The 22,596-nt window shown below is 51.0% G+C and carries 22 protein-coding genes; 3 read left to right on the plus strand and 19 right to left on the minus strand.

The features are described 5' to 3' along the window. Positions 1–884: ABC transporter ATP-binding protein (locus H9I36_RS05195; RefSeq protein WP_187384323.1), on the plus strand; the 884-nt coding region annotated here is incomplete at its 5' end. A 98-nt stretch (positions 885–982) separates the two neighbouring features. On the opposite strand, the gene H9I36_RS05200 is transcribed toward H9I36_RS05195, so the two are convergent. The 11 genes from H9I36_RS05200 to H9I36_RS05250 all read right to left on the minus strand — a co-directional run bounded on the left by H9I36_RS05200 (position 983) and on the right by H9I36_RS05250 (position 13,525). Beyond that, complete coding sequence (locus H9I36_RS05200; RefSeq protein WP_187384324.1) at positions 983–3,577, minus strand: ATP-dependent Clp protease ATP-binding subunit; 2,595 nt, start codon at positions 3,575–3,577, stop codon at positions 983–985. Between the two features lie 21 nt (positions 3,578–3,598). Then, positions 3,599–4,684, minus strand: a complete 1,086-nt coding sequence (locus H9I36_RS05205) for a hypothetical protein (RefSeq protein WP_187384325.1) — start codon at positions 4,682–4,684, stop codon at positions 3,599–3,601. Continuing rightward, positions 4,677–5,213 (minus strand): UvrB/UvrC motif-containing protein, encoded by a 537-nt coding sequence (locus tag H9I36_RS05210; protein ID WP_187384326.1) that lies wholly within the window; start codon positions 5,211–5,213, stop codon positions 4,677–4,679. The genes H9I36_RS05205 and H9I36_RS05210 overlap by 8 nt, the downstream gene beginning before the upstream one ends. A gap of 15 nt (positions 5,214–5,228) precedes the next feature. Next, a complete protein-coding gene (locus H9I36_RS05215; RefSeq protein WP_187384327.1) occupies positions 5,229–6,557 on the minus strand; it encodes an ABC transporter permease in 1,329 nt (442 codons plus the stop codon). A gap of 3 nt (positions 6,558–6,560) precedes the next feature. After that, the gene (locus tag H9I36_RS05220) at positions 6,561–7,241 is read right to left on the minus strand and encodes an ABC transporter ATP-binding protein (RefSeq protein WP_187384328.1); all 681 of its coding nucleotides are present in this window, start codon (positions 7,239–7,241) and stop codon (positions 6,561–6,563) included. Further along, complete coding sequence (locus H9I36_RS05225; RefSeq protein WP_370586949.1) at positions 7,234–8,493, minus strand: ABC transporter permease; 1,260 nt, start codon at positions 8,491–8,493, stop codon at positions 7,234–7,236. The genes H9I36_RS05220 and H9I36_RS05225 overlap by 8 nt, the downstream gene beginning before the upstream one ends. 31 nt (positions 8,494–8,524) lie before the next feature. Continuing rightward, positions 8,525–9,340, minus strand: a complete 816-nt coding sequence (locus H9I36_RS05230) for a hypothetical protein (RefSeq protein WP_187384330.1) — start codon at positions 9,338–9,340, stop codon at positions 8,525–8,527. Between the two features lies 1 nt (position 9,341). Beyond that, entirely contained in the window at positions 9,342–10,220 is an 879-nt protein-coding gene (gene ftsY, locus H9I36_RS05235; protein WP_187384331.1) for a signal recognition particle-docking protein FtsY, read from the minus strand. A 10-nt stretch (positions 10,221–10,230) separates the two neighbouring features. Continuing rightward, positions 10,231–11,862, minus strand: coding sequence for a hypothetical protein (locus H9I36_RS05240; protein ID WP_187384332.1), 1,632 nt, complete (start codon positions 11,860–11,862; stop codon positions 10,231–10,233). A 97-nt stretch (positions 11,863–11,959) separates the two neighbouring features. Then, a protein-coding gene (gene prfB / locus H9I36_RS05245; protein ID WP_187384333.1) for a peptide chain release factor 2 occupies positions 11,960–13,097 on the minus strand; the annotation gives its coding sequence in 2 pieces (ribosomal slippage) (positions 11,960–13,027 and positions 13,029–13,097; 1,137 coding nt in all). Between the two features lie 107 nt (positions 13,098–13,204). Further along, complete coding sequence (locus H9I36_RS05250) at positions 13,205–13,525, minus strand: CRISPR-associated endonuclease Cas2 (protein ID WP_187384334.1); 321 nt, start codon at positions 13,523–13,525, stop codon at positions 13,205–13,207. 115 nt (positions 13,526–13,640) lie between these two features. Between H9I36_RS05250 and H9I36_RS05255 the strand changes: the two genes are divergently transcribed. After that, a complete protein-coding gene (locus H9I36_RS05255) occupies positions 13,641–14,135 on the plus strand; it encodes a hypothetical protein (RefSeq protein ID WP_187384335.1) in 495 nt (164 codons plus the stop codon). Further along, the gene (locus tag H9I36_RS13035) at positions 14,048–14,437 is read left to right on the plus strand and encodes an ISAs1 family transposase (RefSeq protein ID WP_187384336.1); all 390 of its coding nucleotides are present in this window, start codon (positions 14,048–14,050) and stop codon (positions 14,435–14,437) included. The genes H9I36_RS05255 and H9I36_RS13035 overlap by 88 nt, the downstream gene beginning before the upstream one ends. A gap of 114 nt (positions 14,438–14,551) precedes the next feature. Here the strand turns inward: H9I36_RS13035 and H9I36_RS05265 are convergent, their stop codons facing one another. The 8 genes from H9I36_RS05265 to H9I36_RS05300 form a co-directional block, all read right to left on the minus strand. Then, on the minus strand, positions 14,552–15,523 hold the full coding sequence (locus H9I36_RS05265; protein WP_187384337.1) for an ROK family protein: 972 nt from the start codon (positions 15,521–15,523) through the stop codon (positions 14,552–14,554). A gap of 22 nt (positions 15,524–15,545) precedes the next feature. After that, positions 15,546–15,998: a ribose 5-phosphate isomerase B gene (rpiB, locus tag H9I36_RS05270; RefSeq protein ID WP_187384338.1), complete on the minus strand. Its 453-nt coding sequence runs from the start codon at positions 15,996–15,998 to the stop codon at positions 15,546–15,548. Positions 15,999–16,216: 218 nt separating this feature from the next. Next, on the minus strand, positions 16,217–17,185 hold the full coding sequence (alsB, locus tag H9I36_RS05275; RefSeq protein WP_222864648.1) for a D-allose transporter substrate-binding protein: 969 nt from the start codon (positions 17,183–17,185) through the stop codon (positions 16,217–16,219). Between the two features lie 85 nt (positions 17,186–17,270). Then, on the minus strand, positions 17,271–18,191 hold the full coding sequence (alsK, locus tag H9I36_RS05280; protein WP_187384340.1) for an allose kinase: 921 nt from the start codon (positions 18,189–18,191) through the stop codon (positions 17,271–17,273). Beyond that, positions 18,192–18,875 (minus strand): D-allulose 6-phosphate 3-epimerase, encoded by a 684-nt coding sequence (gene alsE / locus H9I36_RS05285; protein WP_187384341.1) that lies wholly within the window; start codon positions 18,873–18,875, stop codon positions 18,192–18,194. It abuts the gene before it with no gap. 89 nt (positions 18,876–18,964) lie between these two features. Then, positions 18,965–19,939, minus strand: coding sequence for a D-allose ABC transporter permease (alsC, locus tag H9I36_RS05290; protein WP_187384342.1), 975 nt, complete (start codon positions 19,937–19,939; stop codon positions 18,965–18,967). A gap of 27 nt (positions 19,940–19,966) precedes the next feature. Continuing rightward, a complete protein-coding gene (locus tag H9I36_RS05295) occupies positions 19,967–21,484 on the minus strand; it encodes a sugar ABC transporter ATP-binding protein (RefSeq protein ID WP_187384343.1) in 1,518 nt (505 codons plus the stop codon). 57 nt (positions 21,485–21,541) lie between these two features. Beyond that, entirely contained in the window at positions 21,542–22,537 is a 996-nt protein-coding gene (locus tag H9I36_RS05300; protein WP_187384344.1) for a LacI family DNA-binding transcriptional regulator, read from the minus strand. Positions 22,538–22,596: the final 59 nt, after the last annotated feature.

Consider the following 22,596-nt stretch of genomic DNA (forward strand, 5'->3'; position numbering starts at 1 on the left):
CCGACAAAGGCGAAATCTACATCGGCGATCAGGCGATCAACGAACTCACGCCGAATAAGCGCGATACGGCTATGGTGTTCCAAAGCTACGCGCTTTTGCCGCACTACAACGTCTTCGACAATATCGCATACGGTTTAAAAATCAGAAAGGTTGCAAAGAACGAAATAGCAGAACGCGTTATGGCCATGCTTAAGCTCGTCGAACTCGAAGGGCTCGAAGGCCGCATGACGAATCAGCTTTCGGGCGGACAGCAGCAGCGAGTCGCCCTCGCGCGCGCACTCGTCGTGCAGCCGAGCGTTTTGCTTTTCGACGAACCGCTGTCGAATCTCGACGCAAAGCTCCGTGTAGCGATGCGCACCGAAATCAGAAGCATCCAGCAGACGGTCGGCATTACGGCGATCTACGTTACGCACGACCAGTCGGAAGCGATGAGCATCTCCGATCAAATCATCATCATGAACAAAGGTAAAATCGCTCAGATGGGAACGCCGCGCGAAATCTACTACCAACCGAAAGACGAATTCGTCGCGGACTTTATCGGCGAAGTAAACTTCCTGACCGGCAAAGTAACGTCGATCGACTTCAAAACCATACACGTCGATGTCGGCGGCGTTGATATTACGGCGGAATCTTTCGAAAAGGTTCAAAAGGGCGACCCGTGCAAAATCGTACTGCGCCCCGAATCGGTGACACTCGCAGACCAAGGAGTGCTCCCGTGTACGGTAACGCTTTCCACGTTTATGGGTTCGTATCAGTATTATCAGGCCGACGTAAACGGCATGATGATCAAGATCACCGAATACAACCCGAAAAACCGTAAGCTCTACCAAGCAGGCGACAAAGCATACCTCAACTTTGAAAGCGGCAACCTGCACATTCTCTAGCGCAAGTCCCGTACAAAACCCCGACTCGGCCGCATGCACTTCGCATTTACCGGCCGAGCATTCGGGAGGGATAGAACAGCAAGCGAAAACGCTGCGCTTTATTGCCGCCCGTCTTGCGTCAAGGAATTCGCAAGCACCGTTTCGACTTGTTTCGGTTTAACAAATTTGACGCGGAGTTTACCGTTTGCGTATTCGACCGAAATGCTGTTCGACTTTTCCCCTTCACCCGAGAGGATTTCGACGGAAAGCGGATCTTCGATTTCACGGCGGATCAGACGGCGCATCGGACGCGCGCCCAATTCCGGTTCGTAGCCGTGTTCGATGAGGTACTCCCGCGCTTTAGGCTTTACGGAAATAGTAATATTTTGTTCGCGCATTCTGTCGGCAAGTTCTTTGATCTGTATGTCAAGTATCCGTCCGACTTCTTCTTTCGTAAGCGCGCCGAAAACGACGACGTCGTCGATGCGGTTTAAAAGCTCGGGACTCAGCATCTTTTTCAATTCCCCGAGCGCACTCGCTTTTATATCGTCGTACGACAAAAGCCCTTCGCCCGACGGCAAAAATCCGACACGGCTTCCGCTCGTAATCTGCCGCGCGCCCGCGTTGCTCGTCATGATGATGACGGTGTTCCGGAAGTTTACGGTGTGACCGAGGTTGTCGCTGAGCTCGCCTTCTTCGAGCAGCTGCAAAAGTAAATTGAATACGTCGGGATGCGCTTTTTCGATTTCGTCGAGGAGGACGACCGAATACGGCCGTCGGCGCACCGCTTCGGTGAGCACACCTCCCTCTTCGTAGCCGACGTAGCCCGGAGGCGCGCCGACGAGCCGGCTCGCGTTGTGCTTTTCCATATAGTCGGACATATCGATCCGCACGAGCATCTCTTCGCTGCCGAACAAAAATTTTGCAAGCGCTTTTGCAAGCTGCGTTTTTCCCACTCCCGTCGGGCCGAGAAAGATAAACGAACCGAGCGGATGCTTCGGAGAGGAAACGCCCGCCCTGCTTCTTCGAACCGCGCCTGCGATGAGGTGTACCGCTTCGTCCTGCCCGATAACGCTTTTGTGCATCTCTTCTTCCATGTGTACGAGGCGCTTCGTTTCCGACGAATCGAGCTGTTCGACGGGGATGCCGGTCATCGCTCCGATGATGCGGCAGATATCCTGTTCGCTCACGTGTTTTCTGTTTTGCAGATTGCTGTTCCGCCAATATTCGCTGTAGAGGTCAAGCCTTCTGCGCAGTTCGAGCACTTTGTCGCGCACGATGGCGGCACGTTCGTAATCCTGTTCTTCGACGAGGCGCCTTTTTTCCGCAGCGAGCTTTTCGATGCTCCGCTCCACTTCGGCAAGCTCTGCGGGTTTCGCTTCTTCCTGTATTTTTTTTGCCGCACCCGCTTCATCGAGTATGTCGATCGCTTTATCGGGAAGAAAGCGCTCGGGGATATAGCGTCTGGAAAATTTGACGATCGCCGGAATCACGTCGTCGTCGAATACGATGCCGTGAAAATCTTCGTAGCGCTTTTTTATCCCCTCGAGTATGCTTACCGTGTCGTCGTCCGTCGGTTCTTCGACTTTCACCGTTTGGAAACGGCGTTCGAGCGCGGAGTCCTTTTCGATATAGCGGCTGTATTCTTTTGTCGTCGTCGCGCCGATGATTTGTATCTCACCGCGGCTCAAGGCGGGCTTGAGCATATTCGATGCGTCCATCGTCCCTTCGGGTCCGCCCGCACCGATGATCGTATGCAATTCGTCGATAAATAAAATGACGGTTTTATCGTCCCGAACTTCTTTCATCATTTTTTTCATGCGCTCTTCGAATTCCCCGCGGTATTTCGTACCCGCAATGAGAGCGGCCAAATCGAGGGAGAGGATGCGTTTTTTCAGCAAGTTGCGAGGCACGTTCCCCTTTGCGATGCGCTGCGCAAGCCCTTCGACGATCGCCGTTTTGCCGACACCCGGCTCTCCTATGAGTACGGGATTGTTTTTCGTGCGGCGCGAAAGCACTTGCACGATGCGCTGTATCTCTTTACTCCGCCCGACGACGGGATCGTCTTTTTCTTCCCGCGCAATCTTTGTGATGTCGCGGCTGAACTCGGAGAGGAATGTCTTTTCGCCTCTGCTTTGCCGCCCCTGATTTTGCGTCTGCTGTCTGCCGATATCCGACGGAGAAAGAGATGCGTTCGCAGGTGTGCCGAAGAAATTCTCGAGCGCGGTTTTCGCGAATGAGCGGGAAGCTTTTTCGTTTACCGATGAGGGAGAATGCGCTTGGATTTCGGGGACGATGCGCCGCGCGTCTTCGATCGTTATGTCGGTGTTTTCAAAAAATCGCGCCGTCGCACTGCCCTCTTCTCTGATAGCCGAAAGCACGATGTGTTCCGTCCCCACATAATCGTTTCCGAGTGCGCGGGACTCCATGCCTGCAATGTCGAGCATCGCTTTTAATCGGCGGCTCGGAGGCAGATCCGAGAGGGCGGCGGATGCAGGATGCGATTTGAATTGCTGTTCGAGAGCGCGCTGAAACGAAAGCGTATTGATGCAAAGCGAGCGGAGCAGCGTATAGCCCAGCCCCTCCGCACTTTTCAAAAGCGCAAGCAGTACGTGTTCCGGCAAAAGCTGATCGGCGCCGCTCTTCCGCCCTTCATCCTGAGCAAGGGCGGCGACAAGGCGCTGTGCGCGCGGTGAAAATCCGATTCCGTTCATCATATCCCCCAAAAATTACAATCATAAATTAAACTGTACGGCTTCGAAGGCTTCCTGCACGATCAGCGCACGCAGCCGTTCGATTTTTAAACGCGTATCGTTTTGGATATCCGCTTCAAACGCAAAGTTGCCGTTTTTCAGCAAAAACTCGAGGTGTCCGTCCTGCACGCGGTAAAGCAGGCTGCACAGAACGCCGTCGTCGATCCCCTGCAAAATGCCCGAATCGAGCCCCCATTTGACCGCGGAAACGATCGACACGCTCTGTTTGAGCGAAAGGAGTACGCTGAACTTCGCTTCGGCAAAAGCGCGCAGTATGATATTGCGCACTTGTGTCGATTTATTTTCGGCACATCGCTTCCGAAACTTGCGTTCGGCTTCCGCAAGATATTTACCGGCGCTTTCAACGCTCGCCGTCTGATCGAATTCGCTGCCCGAAAGCGATGAAGCGGTTGCGATATCGTAATACGAGCCGAGCGATACGCCGTAGCCGTCGCCCGTACCGTATACCGCAAACACGTCGAGTCCCTTTGCACGCACGTCGTTGAGAACGGCATCCGCTTCTCCGGAAAACGTCAGGGACGGCAAGTGGACTCGGATCGAAACCTTCATACCGCTTCCCGCATCCGAAAGGCTCGACGTGAGATAGCCGAATTCATAGGAAGCGGCGAATTGCAGCGTCTTTTGCATACCGTCGTCGCAAAGGCGGCACTCATCGAATGCACGGGCACAATTCAAACCCGGCTCAAAAGACGCAATGCGCACGTGGTCTGTACTGTTGACGCGGCACGAAAGGCGTCCGTCTCCTTTCATGACGATACCGGAAGCCCCGCTGCCGTCGAGCACGCCGCGCTCTTCCAAAATCTTTTTTCCGAGATCGTCGAGCGTCTCCGTAGTGACGAGGTGATAATCGTCGGGATTTTCAAAATGCGAAAATGCATCGAACACAAGCGTCTGCACTCGTTCGGCTTCGTCTTTTTTTTCAGCCGACGGAAATAAAAAATCGGCGAGATTCCGCGCAAGGCGCACACGGGTGGACACAACGACATCCCCGTCTCTTCCCGTATACGAATACCACGGTCCGCCGGCAGGGACTGCGGCACTAGGCATTTTCCGCCCCTGTACCGGCGTCCGATCCGTCGGCGACCGCACCCCGTTCAAGGGCGCGCAGATAATCTCGGTAAATCGCCGCTTTTTCATAATCTTCGTTTTGTATCGACTGTTCGAGCTTCGCTTCCAAATCGATGCGGTCGGTCAAACGCGAACGGAAAGTCGCGATCCGTCTGGGCATCGAACCGGTATAGGTGCCCGTAATGCCGTGCTTCGCCATCACCGCCGGCAGTTCGGATTTGAAAGTTTCGTAGCATTCGGGACAGCCTGCTTTACCGGATTTTTTTATCGCGGCAAAACTCGTACCGCAAACCCTGCAGAGCTTTCCCGCTTCCATCGTACCGACTGCTTCCGTTTTTGCGACGGCGTCGAAGAGCGAGCGGATCGATTTTTGAATGCGTTCGGGATCCGGGGAGAGACCGTTTTTGACGGCGCATTCCATGCAGATATGGATTTTCTTTTGAGACGTTTTCGTTGTCTGTTCGATAAAGAACACCGCTTCGCGTTTGCGGCAAAAATCACAGAGCATAGTCTACTCACTATATCACACTTTGCGCAATGTTTCGAGCGGCTTTTCATTACCGGCTCTGTACGCCGGAATGACGGAAGCCGCAAGCGCCAAAAGCACCGTCGATACGACAATCACTGCCGTCTCGCGAAACGGGATGACGACGGATATCTCCGAAAGGTAATAGGCGGGATCCATCAAATCGATATGCGCAAGAGAATTAATATCGTACCCTCTTATAATATACAAAAATTTTGCCGCAGCGTTTACGCTTTTTTCAAAAAAAACGATGATACTCTTTACGTTTACCGCGCACGCAAGCCCTATCGGAAGACCGATGAGCACGCCGCCGAAACCCGCAGCCGTTCCCGCAGCGAGAAACGCGAACGCGATGCCGTGCCGGGTACCGCCGAGACTTTTTATGACTGCGATTTCGCGCCGCTTTTCGGCAACGAGCATGACGAGCGATGATGAAATATTGATCGACGCGACGAGCACGATGAGCAGCATGATAAAGACGAGCATGATTTTCGTCGAAGCGAAATTTTCATACTTGTCCAGATTGAGTTCATCCCAGCGGTAAAAGTCGGCATCGAACGGAAACGCATCACGCAGCGAGCTTTGAACGCGCACGAGTTCGGGAGAAAACGCGTTTTCGGTTTCGACAAGCACCGAATACGCTCCCGTTCCCGCCCTGATGATATCGAAGCCCGTATCGAGCGGCACAAAGAGCCACGCCGCATCGAGCTCTTGATAACCCGACGAAACGACGGCGGCGACGGAAAGCAAAGCCGCTTTCGGCAGCACCGTTCCGTCCGCATTCGCTTGAGCGGTTATCAATCGGAATCTGTCGCCCGAGCGGATGCCGAGCCGCTTTGCCGTCTCTTCTCCGACAACGGCAGCTTTCGCTCCGCTTTTAAAATCGCCGATATCGCCGTCCGTGACGCGAAAAAGAGAAGCGAAGGATTTGTTTTCCGTAAAGACTTCAGGCAGGACGGCGCGCACTTGCACGCCGCACCGATACGAAGCGCCCGAGGCGAGCGCGGAAGCGTCGATTTCGGGATAGGTATTCGTAACGCCTTCTACCGTTTTAAGACGGGACGCAAAACGCGTAAAAGAAGCTGCGTCCGAAACGAAGGGAGAAGACGATTCGACGGCCGCTTCGATGTGAGAGCTTGAAAGACCGATGATGCGTTCCGTCATCCCTTGAATCATACCGTTCGAAACGGAGAGCACGACGATGAGCGGTACGAGACTTATGCCGATGCACAGAAGAGAGGCCGAAAGACTCTGCCGCGCGGCCGAACTTTCACCTTTCGGAAAGAGGATGCGGTATGCCAATAAAAGCGAACTCTTTATCGTCATACTTCAATCCGCCGCTTCGAGTTTTCCGCCGGCAATCGAATAGCGCACCGATCCCTTCGCCGCCAAGTTTTGATCGTGCGTTACCATGATGAGCGTTTTGCGGTATTTATCCGCAATCGAAAAAAGCAGCTTTCCGACGATCTCAGCGTTCACGGGATCGAGGTTTCCCGTCGGTTCGTCCGCGAGGATGAGATGCGGATCGTTGATAAGAGCGCGCGCGACCGCAGCCCGTTGGCGTTCGCCGCCCGAAAGCTCGGAAGGCAGATGGTGCAGACGGTCTTGAAGCCCGACATCTTCGAGCAAACGCTCGGCACGGCTTATCGCATCTTTTTTTGAAACGCCTGCCATATATGCCGGAAGATAGACGTTTTCAAGAGCCGTAAAATCCTTTAAGAGATAATGAAATTGAAACACGAATCCGAGAAAATGCGAGCGGTAATCGGCTTGCGCGTTTTCATCGAGGGCGGTGATATCCCTGCCGCCCGAGCGCACGATACCCGACGTCGCCGAATCGATGCCGCCGATGATGTTGAGCAGCGTGCTTTTGCCGCAGCCGCTTTCTCCGGTGATGACGACTTTACTGCCTTCTTCGACCGAAAGGTCGAGCGCTTTTAAAACGGTCAGCGTCTCTCCCGTCGAGACATAAGTTTTTTCAAGATTTTCGATATGAACGATTTCACTCATCGTGGAGCACCTCCGCAACCGTCATTTTCAAAATATCCCTGCTCGCAGCGTACGAGGCAGCAAGAGGAGATGCGATACCGAACAGCGCGATCGTAAAAACTTCAAACGGAAAGATACGCGCGGGAACGGACGCATAAAGCATAAACATCGGATTTTCGCGGATAAAGGCCGCGCTTTCGGGTGAAAACAAAAGCGTAAAAAAATACTGCGTACGGTACAGCGCTTCCGACGCGAACAAAAATACGCCCCCGATATTGACGCAGATCAAAAGTCCGAAAAGTACGCCGCCCGCAGCTCCCGCACAGCCGGTAAAAAATCCGCGCAGGATAAAGATCGATTTGATTTCGCCGCCTTTTCCTCCGAGCGCCGCCAAAATCGAAATTTCGCGACGCCGCTCGTAAACCAGACGACGCATCCCGCTGTAGATATTGATCGCAACGACGACAAAGATCAACAGCACGAGGATCATGAGCATATTTTTTTCCACGCGAAGCGCGCCGAAAAACGAGCGGTTATACTCCCGCCAGGATACGGCCGTAAGTGCCGGAAAGGATGCCTTGATTTTTCCGATGATATGGGAGTCGAACGATTCGCGCCGCAATTTTACGCCGTATAGTTTTTCGGCGCTTTGCCCGAAATTCTTTTTTCCCGATTCGAGGTTGATAAATGCGTAGGATGCGTTTATATCGGCATAGCCCGAATAGAAAATACCGGCAACGCGAAAACGTCTCGCCCGCGACAGGAGCGCAACATCGCTTCCTCCCGAAAGCGCGAGCAGCGTAACTTCACTTCCCGTCCGCACGCCGAGCGAATCGGCAAGGGACGAGCCGAGCACTATCTCGTCTTCGCCTTCGATCGAAAAGCTGCCGGAAACGATGAACGCTTCCCGTGCAAAGCCCGCGTCCCTTTCCGCGATATCCCGAGGCAATGCACGGATGAGGGCAGGTGCCTGTCCGCCCGAAGAAGCGGCCATAAAGCTCTGCGCTTCGTAAAAGGGCGTTGCCGAAACGATATCTTTTTCGCTTTTGCACCACGACGCAAAGCGCTCCTCCGTATCGTCCGTCACGCCGCGCACTTGAATGTGATATGACGAAACTTCCATGATCGCATCTTTGAATTCCATTTGAAAGCCGTTCATAACGCTCATAACGACGATGAGCGTCATAATGCCGAAACAGATCCCGAGAGAAGCGAAAAAGGACGTTACCGCCGAGCGTCCGTCTCTGTCGACTCGCGAAAATCGTCTCGACACGAAAGCGATCCAGCGAAAACGAAATATATTATTAATTTTTTGTATCATATTTTTTCGTCCGCAGTACGCGGTCTCCGTTTTTTATCGTTTCGCGAATCTTTTCACCTGCGGCATACTCCGAAATCACGGTATAGCCGTCATCGAAATAGAGCGTCGTTACGTATGCATCGTCTTGCGCGTATATCGTCTTTATGCGCAGCGTTCCGTCTTCATAAAAATAATAATTCGGATTTTTTTCGCCTGCGGCATAATCGTATATTTTTTTTTGCACGCGCACGGCGGCAAGCTGCGATTTTTTTTCATCGGCGTATTCATAGCGCGAGTTTTCTTCTTCGAGAATTTTATTTCCGTCCGCATAAAGCCGCGTCATCTTCGTATCGGGGATCTGCGTGCCGTCTTTATCGACAAAAAAATCGGTACGGGAAATCACCCTCCCCTCATCGTCATAGAACCTTTCCTCTCGGCGCCCTTCCCTTTCGGTCACCGAAGATGCGGGATACGCGCCCTCCGTTTTATAATAAAAGGTTTCGGTGCTTTCGCGCACGCTTTCCTTCGCCGTCGAAGCGATCTTCCATACGTCGCGTTTGACAAGGCGCATGAGAGCGTCGTAGGTTTTCCGCACCGCCGTTTTGCCGGATGCGTTTACCGTAACGCTCTCATCGCTTGTGTCCGAAAGCGTAAAGCGCTCCGCATCGAATGCAAAAGCTTTGAGCTTTCCTTCGGCATCGAGGGAAAACCGGTTGAGGGCATCGATTTCCGTGCCGCTCGCGTCAGGCGATTCGCAGGTTCCCGTCTGTACGACAACGAACGCGAGACAGCATAGTATGAATGCAGCTCTCCGGTTCACCTTATTCCGATCCTAAAAATTCTTTTACGTAGCGTTCGGCACTGAACGGCGCGATATCTCCGTATTTTTCTCCGGTACACACAAAGGCGACGGGAATGCCGAGCTCTTTGCCGACGGAAACTGCGACACCGCCTTTTGCCGTCGAATCGTATTTTGTCAACACAAGCGCGTCGACGGAAACGGCTTCTCCGAAAACTTCCGCCTGTCTGAACGCGTTTTGTCCCGTCGTCGCATCCACGACGAGGATACGTTTACAGCAATCTTCGTCGGCTTTTTGAAGGCACGTACGGTCGATCTTTCCGAGCTCGCGTACGAGGTTTTCTTTATTGTGCAGCCTGCCCGCCGTATCGGCAAGCACGAGCCCCCCGCCCTTTGCTCGGACGGCGTCTGCCGCATCGAAGACAACGGCGGCGGGATCCGATCCGTGCTGATGGCTTACGACGCGCACGCCGAGATTTTCCCCGTGCAGGGCAAGCTGTTCGATCGCGGCTGCGCGGAAGGTGTCGGCTGAAGCAAGCACCACTTCGCCGGAACCCGCATCTTTAAACGCGTTCGCAAGTTTTGCGCTCGTCGTCGTCTTTCCGACACCGTTTACGCCGAGCAGCATCCACACATTCGTTTTACCGGAAACGGGAGCGAGAGAGACCTCTTTGACGCAGCGCAAAAGAATCGCTTCGAGTTCGTGTATGACTTCGTCTTTTCCGTGTGCATGATTTTTTTGACAGGCGACTCTAAGCTCGTCCGCGATTTCAACTGCCGCCTTTGCGCCGACATCCCCCTCGATGAGCGCATCGGTTAAATCGTCGAAGATCGCTTCATCGTCTTTATCGCGTCCTCCGAATAAATCGCGCATCCTCTGCGCAAAAGAAATCTTTGCCATAATATCTCCGTTATCTTCCGATCGAAATCGACTCGGCTTCCCCGACATCGCGCGCGTCTTTTACGGTACGGGCGCGGGCGGGAAGCACTTTATCCGCAGCGATAAAATAACGCACGAGTTCATATATACACCATGCCCCGCATCCGATAGATATGCCCGTACACACTTGAGATGCACTCTGCCACTTTTTTGCGCTTTCGATATCCGTATAGCCTTTTGAATACGCGATGCCCTCGGTATAAAAAGTGCCGTAGGTATAAAACGTCGCCAAAAGGGATGTGATGAGCACGCTGTACGACGTGTACAACCGGCGCCTCCTCGTATCGATATATTTGCTTCTGTCAAAGGGTTCGGCACGTACGGCGAGGGAAGCGTTGTCTTTGAGCATGCGATACGCGATGTAAAACGGGGCGGCCGATCCGTCTTCCGTGATAAACTGACCGAGCACCGGCTCATCGTTGATTATTAATTTTATCGGAAGATTTTCTTCGTCGATTTTGCCCGCTTCCGTTCCGTTTGCAAAGAGCGTTCCGACGATCGGTTTTTTTAAGCGAATAAAAAGCGACGACGGATTATCCGGAACGAGTTCCGCCGAAATCGAAAAACTTCTCGCGCCCCGGAACGCATAGGACGTGCCCGCCTGTTTAAAACCGGGAGCCGAAAACAAAACCGAATGAACGCCCGCCTGTACGACAAGACGGTCGGGGACTTCCCGGTACACGATATCGTCGACGCTGATCGTGATGTGCCCTGCGGCTTCCGGCGGCGAGACCGTAAAAAGCAATTCCACGGGCATAGCATTCGTTATTTCAGGCGTAAGGCGGCGCGCAATGCGCACGGCAAGCCGGCGGATATCCGCAAGACTTCCGACATCGCTTACGGTACCGATAACTTTCGCGCCCGGATACACGATGAGCGACACGCTGACGAAAACGTAATCCCCGTAATAGGTCATCGTACCGGTTAAAAGCGCGTTGATCTTTGCGGCGACAACGGCGTTTTCGAACGAGCGGCTTTCATAGCCCGCTTTTTTCGCATCTTCCCCCGCATCGAAGAGCGCGGAAAAATCGCCTTTATACAAACTCACGCGTTCGATTTCGCCCACATCGTCCGCATCGCGCCGAAATAAACTAATGAAACGTTCTCTGTCGCTGCGTTCCGCATCGGACTTTCTGTCGGTCACGACCGCGCCCGCTTCGATGTTTTCTCTGCGCCGCCTCTCGCGTTCCATATCGGGTGCGGCTTTTTCGCGTTCTTTTTCCTCTTCGATAAGATTTTCTTCGATTTTTATTTTCAACTCTGCGATCTTTTTATCCGCCTCTCGCAGTTTTCCTGCAAGCTGCTTTTCGGTGTGATTGCCGAGCACGAGAGAATCCCGAACTTGCACTTCCCGCGAAAGCTGCAAAAAGAGATCCGTTCTGCTTTTCGAAAGCGCATATTCGCTTCGGTCGAGCTTCTCTTCCGCCGTCGGTACCCGCTCGAGATTTTCCGCGAGCTGCTCGAGGATGAGGGAAGGAACGGCGCGCAAGGTGGCATCATCGGACGGAGAGGGGTCTTTTTTATTTGCAAGCGAAAATTTTTCAGCGCCGATGATCCAATCGAAACCTGCGGATGTATCGGCGGCGGGCGCAATCGAAATCAAACAGAAAATATGAATAAAGCCGTACAAAAAAATTTTAGCATTTGAACGGCGAAACGATCGAAAGAATTCGATTTTTGGAAAACTTGAAATCAGCCGGTTACACTTCTTCGTCATCGTCTCCGCCGCCTTCCATCGGAAGACCTTTCCACCGGGCAATGAGGAACGCGTCCATAAATTGATCGATGTCGCCGTCCATAACCGCTTGAATATTGCCCGACTCGCACTTCGTGCGGTGATCTTTGACCATCGTGTACGGCTGGAACACATAGGAGCGGATTTGATTGCCCCATGATATGTCTTTTTTTTCGCCGCTGTATTTGGAATTCTCTTTTTCTCTTTGTTCGCGGTAATATTCGTACAAACGCGAACGAAGAATATTCATCGCAATTTCGCGGTTCATCAGCTGACTGCGTTCGCTCTGACACGCGACGACAATGCCCGTCGGAATATGCGTAAAGCGCACGGCCGATTCGGTTTTATTGACGTGCTGTCCGCCCTTGCCGCCCGCGCGGTATGTGTCCACGCGGAGGTCTTCCGGACGGATATTCACTTCGATCGTATCGTCGAGAACGGGATACACGTACACCGACGAAAAAGACGTATGCCTTCTCGCGTTCGCGTCAAAAGGACTGATGCGCACAAGGCGGTGAATTCCCGCTTCGCACTTCAAATAGCCGTACGCGTAATCGCCGGAAATCTGCATCGTAATCGATTTGAGTCCGCCCTCCGCTTCTTCCTGATCGACGATTTCGATTTTAAATCCGTGCCGCTCGGCCCACCTCGTATACATACGGCTCAGCATAAAAGTCCAGTCTTCCGCTTCCGTTCCTCCGGCTCCCGCGTGGATCGAAAGGAAGGCATCGTTCGGATCGACTTCGCCCGAAAGCAGATTCAAGATGTTGAGCTTTTCGAACTCCGCTTTGGTGTCGCCGTACATCTGCTGCGCTTCCGCTTCTTCATCCGCACCGCCGCTTTCTTCGGCGAGTTCCAACATCGCTTCCAAATCGTCCTGTTTTTTCAATAAGGCGCGCCACGGCTCGACACGGTTTTTCAAGCGTTTGATTTCATTCATAACGATGCCGGCTTTTTCGCTGTCGTCCCAAAAGCCGAGAGCGGCGGTGAGCGCTTCCTTTTCGGCGATCTTTTTATCTATACTCGCAGCGTCAAAGACGCCCCCAAACATTCATGATATCTTCGCGAAGAGCTGAAACGGGCATTTTTAAATCTTCAATCATATCGACACTCCAAAATTAATAATCGCATTTCAAACCGATAATCGTCAACAGTAAAAATTAACAATCGACATCCGGATTAATAATATCGTTTTCCGAAATTACAATCTTCAGGAATTTTCTTTCGACATATTTGCACCGGCTTCGTTTTCCGCATCGTCCGCCTTTAATAGACATCTCCGCCACTTCTTGCGCCGGAGCTCCGTTATGGAAAACATCCCTTGCATCGGATACTGATACATACGCACCGTGTCATAGTAATTCGTCACGCGGTCGATTTCCCGCTTGAGCTGCGAAAGCTGCATGACGCCGATATCCGCGCTTTCCCAGCACGCGCGCTGTACTTTGCGAAAGCCGTAATGAGCGAGCACCGAAGCGAGCGACTGAGCCGTATCGACTCCGCCCGGATCGAGAACAACCGACACGAACATATCGTATAAGCATAAAAGAAAGAACGAATTATGTCAAAGGGAGTGCATGCGAATCACGGAAATCAATTTTACCCGAAGACTGTTTAAAAAGTTGCTCCTGTGGTAAAATGAGCGCATGAGGTGGGAAACATTAGAAGATGCACTTGCAGTGCTGGAGACAGAACGGGAATACGACGGGTATTTTTGCAGCGTACAAGATGCGGTTATCATCGTGATTCTGGGAAGCCTGTGCGATTTGCAAAACGTAAAGAAAATCCACGAGGAGGCAACGACCGAACATGTCAGAACATTCTTAGCAGAAACGTTCGGAATCAAACGGATACCGTGCTATTGGTGGCTGTTAAGCCTGCTTGCAATCATACGGCCGGAATCACTGAATGAGTGTATGAAACAATGGGTTGCTTCGGTTGTACCGGATCTTGCAGCAAAACTTGAGACGGAAGAGGAAGAACAAAACAAGAAGAAAAAGAAGCAGCCGTTGACGATAGCCATAGACAGAAAAGCTATCCGCTCAACGGGAATGTGGGCTGGCAACCGGGCGGCAGAACATGGCCGGCGCTTAAATGTATTGGAGCGATACATACGCGATTTGAGACGAGCAAAGGTGTAACGGAAGAATGGCATTATTATATTTCAAGTAAAGCGTTACGAGCGGAAGAGCTGCTCCATCATGCAAGAGAGGAATGGTCGGTAGAAACGATGCATTGGTTGTTGGGTGTACATTTTGATGAGGACAGATGCAGGGTGCAGAGTAAGAACATACAGCAGAATCTCAATATGCTGCACAAATGTGCGCTTAACATAATTCGCATACATAAGCGTGAGACACAATCGAAGCTGCCGTTGAACGGCATTATGTTCCGCGCTCTTATGAATCCTCAAACGTTATTACCCCTTTTAGGCAAAAATTGATTTCCGTGTACTCGTATTTCTTTATCTTATATGGATTTATTTACATACGAAATGGCTCTAAACACTATCACAGACACATCGATTTCCGCTTTTTTCGCCTGAATGTACCGTGATTCAAATATATTGCAGATATTTTACGCTTAAAAGCGCGCCTACGAGTACGGCATCATCCATAAATATACTCGGAACGATTTTATACGTGCCCGCGTTTGCGATAAATTCGTATTTCCGCATAGCGGCTCGGATCCTATCGAACAGTATATCGCCCATCTTTGCAACACCGCCGCCTATAGCGATCGTATCCGCACCGCTGCACGCAAGTACGTTCGCGAGTCCGAGCGCAAACGAATCCGCAATCGCGTCGAGCTCGCGGATACAAAAAGAATCGCCCGCGTTGACGCCGTTTTCAAGATCGAAACAGGTGAGCGGACGCCCCAAGCTTTTAAGATAAGGTGATGACGCCGCATAATCAAAACGGTTCAGCCTCTCTTCGATGCTTTTCCCCGAACAGATTTTTTCGAGCCGGATACTTTTGCCGGCAGAACTGTGGGTTCCCGTATTGCCGCCTGTGCGGTCGGCCGTCCAATCGGGAACCCACGTGTTGCCGAGATAAAAAGCGCCCCTGCCCGTACCGTTAAAAAATTTTTTATGAATAAATAAACTGCCGCCGATACCGGTGCCTATATTCGTATAAAAAAAGCAAGGGGAACCCGCACCTGCGCCTTTGTACAATTCGGCCATGCCTCCGGCAGCAGTGTCGTTCAGGACGAGCGTTTCTTTGTGAAAGGTATCGCAAAACCATTGCGTTATCGAAAAATCATCCCAGCCGGGAACCTGTATGGAACAAATCGCACGACCGTTTACGGTATCGAAGGGACCGCCGAAGCCTACACAAATTTTATTAATGCTGCATTCGGCGCTTTCGAGCATAGTCGATACGTTCGACGTAAGCCAATCGAGAATGTCGGCTGAACCGCGCTTCATTTCGAGTTTTACGGAACGCTTGTCGATGATATCGCCTTCTTCGCTTCCGACGGCGATCTGCTGCTTCGTTCCGCCGATTTCGACGGCAAGACGGTATTCCATTCTTATAAATCGTGTATTCGCGTTATTTGCAGTATTTTTTTTCTATGTCCGAAATCATCCGCACGCGCTCGGCGTGCCGGCCGCCTTCGAACTTCGCATCGAAAAAAGAGTCGACGATCATCTTTGCCAATTCCGACCCGACGACACGCGCGCCCATCGCGATGATATTCGCGTCGTTGTGCTCGACGGTGAGCTTTGCCGTGTACGGTTCGCTGCACACCGCCGCTCTGATGCCCGGCACTTTGTTTGCTGCAAGCGAAATACCGACGCCTGTTCCGCAGATGAGCACGCCTTTTTCGACTTCATTCGATTTTATCGCTTCGGCAACTTTCAAACCGAAGTCGGGATAATTCACTCTCACATTCGGATCGGACGCGCCGTAATCGACACATTCGAATCCTCGCTTTTGCAGGTGTTCCATTAAAATACGTTTCAATTCGATCGCCGTGTGATCGCATCCGAAACCGACTTTCATATACGCATCCTCCCGGTAATTGTTTTATTATAGCGAATCTATATCTCTCATACAATCGACAAATCATACCGTTCACCGCAATGACTTCGGAAACGGTATCGGAAATCAGGCTGTGTTTCCGGCTTACAACAAGAGCCTGCCCGCACTTTGTCGGACAGGCTCTCGGTACGGTTTAAAATACCGTGACGCCTTGATTATTCAGCAAAATGCCGGACGATTTATTTTAAAAACGATTTGACATTATCTTTCGTAATCAAAACCGATTCGACGGGCGTTTTCGCAGGGATTTTGCCGACGACGCCTTTCGTACCGTTTTGTACCGCTTTTACGAGCAGATTAAAACTCGTCGCGCCGATCTGAGCCGAGTCTTGAGCGACGGTCGCACTCAGCTGTCCGTTTGCAACCGAACGCACGGCTTCGCTGTCGCCGTCCGTTCCGACGACCATGATTTTGCCGAGCTTATTTGCGTTTATGACTGCCTGCACGACGCCGAGCGCCATACCGTCGTTGCACGCGTAGATACCGGCGAGGTCGGGGTTTTGCTGAATGTACGTCGTTGCGACATCGAGCGCCGTCTGGCGATCCCAATCGGCCGCCTGGCTTCCCACGATATTCAATTTGCCTGCGGTAAACGCCGCGCGTGCGCCGTTCTTTCTGTCTTCGCTCGATTGGTTTCCCGATTTGCCTTCGATGATCAGCACTTTCGCTCCGGCAGGAACGTTTTTGACGATATATTCCGCGCCTTTTTTTCCGACCGCGACGTTGTCCGTTGCGACGTATGCGACACAGGCGCCTTTGTTGTTGGCGAGTTCTTTTTCATTGAACATTTCGTCGATGTTTACGATCGTGATCCCCTTTGCCGTCGCTTTGCCGATGCCTGACAATACGTTTACGCCGGAAAGCGGAGCTATGCCGATACCTTTGTATCCGCGGTTGATGCACTGTTCGAGGATCGAAAGCTGACCTTCCAGATCGTCTTCCGACTGCGCCGAATACAGATCGACTTTTATGCCGAGCTTTGCGGATTCGGCTTCCACGCCCTTCCACATCTTTACCCAAAAGTCGCTCGCTTGCGTTTTAAGGATAACCGCGTAATCGGCGCGTTCCTGATTTTCGTTCGAGCCGTTTGCGGCCGCAAACGACACGGCGATCAGAGCCGCCGCAAAAAAAGCCGTTAATTTTTTCATATAACCTCCTAACTGCATTTCGAGATACACGGCAGCGGCGATATTCCCCGACGTTGCCGTATATCACATTTTATATTTTTAAAGTTCACACGAACTTTAAATTACTCTTTAATTTTTCAAACGCAAGCAGCGCGCCTCCTCTTACGCCACTTTCCTGCGTATGCTCAGGGTAAATAAATTCGATATTGTCATGCGGATACGGAGAACGTATATGCCGGCGCATAAAGGTCATAAGCGTTTCCGTCGGAAACCCCCGCATCGCAAGCACACCGCCTGAAAGGATCACGTAATCGGGATCGATGATATTGATTTCCGTTGCGATGACATATGCAAGTGTTTTTAAAAAATCCTGCACGAGAGGGTGATCGCACTTCTTAACAAAAATTTCTTTTATATCGATTTCGGGGAAATTCTCTTTGCACATTTTTTCAAGGTATCGTCCCGATGCGACCGTTTCCGAACAGCCGATATTTCCGCAGCCGCAGACGGCCTGTGATCCGAGCATCGGAATATGTCCCAATTCTCCCGCGACGCCGTTTTTCCCCGTGTAAAATCCGCCGTTGATATACAGCGCGTTTCCGATACCGGTTCCGACATAGATACCGATAATATTTTTTTCTTTTGCTTCATCGAGCTTGTATTCCCGGATGTCGTTGTTCAAGAGGTAATTTACATCCCTGTCGATAAACACGGGAAGCCGTAAACGCTCGTGCAGAATCCCGCCCAAATCGATATTGTTTAAGCCCGGTAAATTCGGCGTCGAATAGATAAAGCTTTTGTTTTTGCTGACCGAAGACGGCACGCCGATCGCGACGGCGCGGCAGCTTTTTTGCAAATCGTGCTGCCGTATATATGCGGCGATTTTTTGTTCCAAGTCGGAAACGATATCTTCTTTTACGACCGCACCGATGAATTTTTTTTCGAATCCGAAAATCGTTCCCGCTTCATCGACGTACCCGATCCGTAAATTCGTTCCGCCTATATCGATGCCGATGACCGTATCCATTTACGCTTTGCACCCCGTCTCTTTATAAAAAGCATCCGTCATGATATCCCACGCTTTTGCCAAATCGGGATCGTTGTTGAAAAGCCCCGATGAGCCGACGATGTATACTTCCGCACCCGCGTCGTACAGCCGTTTAAAAGTTTTCGAATTGCACGAACCGTCCACTTCTATGAGATACGAATATCCTTTTTCGGCTTTTAAATTTTTAAGCTCCGTTATTTTGGGAAGCACTTCAGGAATAAACGGCTGTCCGGCAAATCCCGGATCGACGCTCATCACCGTGATTTTATCGAGCCGATGAATGTAGGGCAGCAGTACGGAAACGGGAGTCGCGGGATTGATCGCAACGCCCGCCTTGCACTTATGCGAATGAATCATGTCGATGATCCGAAACGCTTGGGCGTTAATGGTTTCCGCATGCGGCACGATGTAGTCGGCTCCGGCTTTTGCAAGAGCGGCGACGAAGTCTTCGGGGTTCGTCACCATGAGATGACAGTCGATCGGCAGTTTGCACGCAGCACGGATCGATTCCACGAAAAACGGCGAGAGCGTAATATTTTTTACATAGTGTCCGTCCATGATATCGACATGAACCAAATCAGCTTTTTCGTTGATGATTTCAAGCTGCGCTTTCAATTCCATGAGATTCATACACATGAGCGACGGATTGAATAAGACTTTCATATTTCCTCCAATAAAAACATCGAATAAAAATTGTACGCTGCCGGTTTTCTTTATATTTTTACAGCCGTGCTTTCCGTCCGCTTTACGGTCTATCGGTTGTTTTTCGAGCCGACAAAATGATCTATCGTCACCGCGATGATGATCAGCATACCCATGACGATTTTTTGATAGCTGCTCGGAATCGTCAGCGCGGTCATTCCGTAATTGATCACGCCGATGATCAAACCGCCGATTACGACGCCGAGCACTTTTCCCTTGCCGCCGAAAAAACTCGTTCCGCCGATAATTGCAGCGGCGATCGCGTAGGTTTCGTATCCCGTTCCGGCCGTCGGAGCTGCAGCGCCGAGCCTTCCGAGCAGTACGATACCCGCAATGCCGGAGCAGGTACCGGAAATCATAAATACGATGAGACGGTGCAGATCGACGTTGACGCCTGAAAACCATGCGCTCTGTATGTCGCCGCCGAGCGCGTAAATATTTCTGCCGGCTTTCGTCTTTGTGGTAAAAAACCAGCAAAAGAGCGCGACGACGAGCGCGATGACGACCGGTACCGGTACAAAGAGAAGACTCGCATTCATCAGCGTACTGAAAGAAGCCGGAAAGCCGAACACGTTTCTCGAATTCGATACGACGAGCATGATGCCGAAAAAGATCGATTGAGTGCCGAGCGTGATGATAAACGGATGCAGCCCCGTTTTATTGACGAGTGTACCGTTGATCCATCCGATCGCAGTCCCTGCAAGTATGCACACGAAGATCGCCGCTCCTACGGGTATCCCTGCGACCATGAGTTTTGCCGCGATCATGCCTGTCAATCCGGCAACTGCGCCGACCGACAGATCGATGCCCGCAATCAAAATCGCAAAAAATTCTCCGAGACTTAATAATATGTTTACCGCGCTTTGCCGCAAAATCTGTACGATGCTCGACGGAGTAAATACTGCGCTCGGTTTTATAATCGTCAGGATTATAATCAAAAGCAAAAATATTCCGATCGTGCCGTACCGCTGCCACAGCATTTTAAAATGCTGCAAAGACTTTTCGTTTTTCGTATTGTCTTTCATATTGTATGCTCCCTTATGCACCTTGTATTATTCGCCCGTCGCGACCTTCATGATATTTTCCTGCGTCGCGTCTTTGTTTGTAAACTCTTTTCGTATTTTCCCGCCGCGGAACACGCAGATCCGGTCGCACACGGAAAGCAGCTCCGTCAAATCCGAAGAAACCATGATGACGCCTTTGCCTTCTTCGGCAAGCCGGCGCATGAGGATATAGATTTCGCTTTTGCTCCCGACGTCGATACCCTTTGTCGGCTCGTCGAATATGAGCGCTTTCGAATCGGCGGCCATCCATTTTCCCAGAATAACTTTTTGCTGATTGCCGCCTGAAAGCTCGGTGATGTTTTCGTGTATGCTGCTGCATTTTATCGAAAGCTTTTCTTTTTGCACGGCCGCATCGTCAAGTTCGCGTTTCAAATCGATTAAGCCCCAGAGCCCGCGCAGTTCCGACGTCTTTATAAACGGCACGATGGAAATATTTTGTTTTATGTCGAAGTTGTGCATAAAACCCGTTTCCCGTCTGTTTTCCGTAACCATTGCAAGCCCGTTTTTTATCGAGTCGTAAGGAGTTCGGATCGAAACCTCTTTTCCGTTGATAAAAATTTCCCCCGATTCGCGCTTATCCGCTCCGAAAATCGCATTCATCAATTCGCTTCTGCCCGAACCGATGAGACCGAAAAAACCGAGTATTTCTTTTTTGTGAACTTGAAACGACACATCGTCCGCTTTTTTGTCTTTCCGCGAAATGTGACGCGCTTCAAAGACTACCGGCTCTTTCGATAAATCCGCACTGCTTTTATCCAAGTATGTGCCGTATATTTCCTTGCCGACCATCATTTTAATAAGATCGTCGACGGTAACGTCTTCGACGCTGCGCGTACCGACCGATTTTCCGTCTTTTAAAACCGTAACGCGGTCGCCGATCTGTTTGATTTCTTCCATCTTGTGAGAGATGTAGACGATGCCTTTGCCTTGTTTTTTCAAATTGCGGACGATGTCGAAAAGTTTTGCCGTTTCGGATAATGTCAGCGATGTCGTCGGCTCGTCCATGATGATGACGCGGGAATCGGCGACGATCGCTTTTGCGATTTCGCACTGCTGTTTTTCCGATATGCTTAAATTTTCAACATATTCTTTCGGGCTTCGGTTTAACCCGACCGTCGCAAGCGCTTCGGAAGCTTTTTTGAGCATGAGTTCGTAATCGACGACCGGTACGCCGAATTTTTTTATCGTAGGAAGCTTTCCGACGAACATATTTTCCATAATGGAAAGCTCGCCTATAAGACTCAGTTCCTGATAGATGATGCTGATTCCCAAATCCTGCGACTCTTTCGGCGTCAGCTTTTCATAGGATTTTCCGTCGATATCGATTTTGCCGCTCGTCGGCTGAAATACTCCGCTCAATATTTTCATGAGCGTCGATTTACCCGCGCCGTTTTCTCCGAGCAGAACGTGTACTTCACCGGCACGGATGTCAAAAGTTATATCGCTCAGCGCTTTGACACCCGGAAAAATTTTTGTAACGTGCTCGATTTGAACTAGCGTTTCCATGTTGTCCGTCCTGTATAATTTCTCATACGTCCTCCTAGTGTGCGGCGGCAAAATGCGCTATGTCGTCTTCCGTCTTTCCAGCGTGACGGGAATCAATATATGCGTATTTTTAATAAATTTACGGTGCAGCTTATCTATGATAAGCGCGCCTGCCGTGTATGCGATCGCGTGCGAATCCTGCGTTATCGTCGTTATCGGCGGGTTGCAGAATTTGCTGAGGGAAACGTTGTCGAAGCCGACGATCTTTACGTCGTCGGGAACACGATAGCCGGTTTCCTGCAATGCGTTGACGCAGCCGAGTGCTATCATATCGGTCGAGCAAAAGATGCCGTCGAAGTCGAGTGCTTTTGCCGAAAGTCGTTTTTTCAGCGACCTGCGCGCCGCTTCGTATTCGGGAGATGTATGCAGTTCCATCGTTGGTACATACGGAACGCCGTATTCGCCGAGCGCTTTTAAATAGCCCTCCCTCCGTTCGACAACGATCGAAACGTCCCTCCTGTCGCGTGCAAAAAGAATTTTTTTACAGCCTTTATCCAAAAGCTCTTTCGTTGCAAGGTAGCCGCCGCTTACGTTATCCGATTGCACTAAGACGGACGCATTTTTCGGACAGCGGTCTATGTATACGATGAACGGACACGAAGATGCATTTATTTTCGGAATACGGTCTTGCCCCGAAATATAGATGATCGCATCGACGTTCCTCGAAATCAAATTTCGCAATTGCGTTTGTTCTTTTTTTTCGTCTTCGTTCGTATCGCAGATAAGCAGCGTATATTTTTGCGTAACGAAAAAATCATCCAATTCGCGGATGAGACGTGCAAAATATTCGTTCGTTATGTCCGGCACGATGACGCCGATACACATACTTTTGCGCGTGCGAAGCGAAACGGCGTTGAGGTTAGGGGAATAACCGGATTCTCGTATGGCTTTTAAAACTTTTTGTTTTGTCTTTTCGCTGTATCCTTCGGCGCGATTGATGACGCGGGATACGGTAGCGATCGAAACATTTGTCCGCTTTGCGATTTCAACGATGGAGTTTTTCTTTTCAGCCATTTTTTGCTCCGTCCGCCCGCTTTTTAAAGCGGGGACAAGAGAATAACCGCATTGATCCG

This window comes from Treponema sp. Marseille-Q4130, assembly GCF_014334325.1.
In the GTDB taxonomy this organism is placed as follows: domain Bacteria; phylum Spirochaetota; class Spirochaetia; order Treponematales; family Treponemataceae; genus Treponema_D.

Bases quoted from the DNA above. Each gene is read 5' to 3' on its own strand.
- H9I36_RS05200 (WP_187384324.1), bottom strand. From the start codon at position 3,577: ATGAACGGAATCGGATTTTCACCGCGCGCACAGCGCCTTGTCGCCGCC.
- H9I36_RS05205 (WP_187384325.1), bottom strand. From the start codon at position 4,684: ATGCCTAGTGCCGCAGTCCCTGCCGGCGGACCGTGGTATTCGTATACG.
- H9I36_RS05210 (WP_187384326.1), bottom strand. From the start codon at position 5,213: ATGCTCTGTGATTTTTGCCGCAAACGCGAAGCGGTGTTCTTTATCGAA.
- H9I36_RS05215 (WP_187384327.1), bottom strand. From the start codon at position 6,557: ATGACGATAAAGAGTTCGCTTTTATTGGCATACCGCATCCTCTTTCCG.
- H9I36_RS05220 (WP_187384328.1), bottom strand. From the start codon at position 7,241: ATGAGTGAAATCGTTCATATCGAAAATCTTGAAAAAACTTATGTCTCG.
- ftsY (WP_187384331.1), bottom strand. From the start codon at position 10,220: ATGGCAAAGATTTCTTTTGCGCAGAGGATGCGCGATTTATTCGGAGGA.
- H9I36_RS05250 (WP_187384334.1), bottom strand. From the start codon at position 13,525: ATGTTCGTGTCGGTTGTTCTCGATCCGGGCGGAGTCGATACGGCTCAG.
- H9I36_RS05255 (WP_187384335.1), top strand. From the start codon at position 13,641: ATGAGGTGGGAAACATTAGAAGATGCACTTGCAGTGCTGGAGACAGAA.
- H9I36_RS05265 (WP_187384337.1), bottom strand. From the start codon at position 15,523: ATGGAATACCGTCTTGCCGTCGAAATCGGCGGAACGAAGCAGCAGATC.
- rpiB (WP_187384338.1), bottom strand. From the start codon at position 15,998: ATGAAAGTCGGTTTCGGATGCGATCACACGGCGATCGAATTGAAACGT.
- alsB (WP_222864648.1), bottom strand. From the start codon at position 17,185: ATGAAAAAATTAACGGCTTTTTTTGCGGCGGCTCTGATCGCCGTGTCG.
- alsK (WP_187384340.1), bottom strand. From the start codon at position 18,191: ATGGATACGGTCATCGGCATCGATATAGGCGGAACGAATTTACGGATC.
- alsE (WP_187384341.1), bottom strand. From the start codon at position 18,875: ATGAAAGTCTTATTCAATCCGTCGCTCATGTGTATGAATCTCATGGAA.
- alsC (WP_187384342.1), bottom strand. From the start codon at position 19,939: ATGAAAGACAATACGAAAAACGAAAAGTCTTTGCAGCATTTTAAAATG.
- H9I36_RS05295 (WP_187384343.1), bottom strand. From the start codon at position 21,484: ATGGAAACGCTAGTTCAAATCGAGCACGTTACAAAAATTTTTCCGGGT.
- H9I36_RS05300 (WP_187384344.1), bottom strand. From the start codon at position 22,537: ATGGCTGAAAAGAAAAACTCCATCGTTGAAATCGCAAAGCGGACAAAT.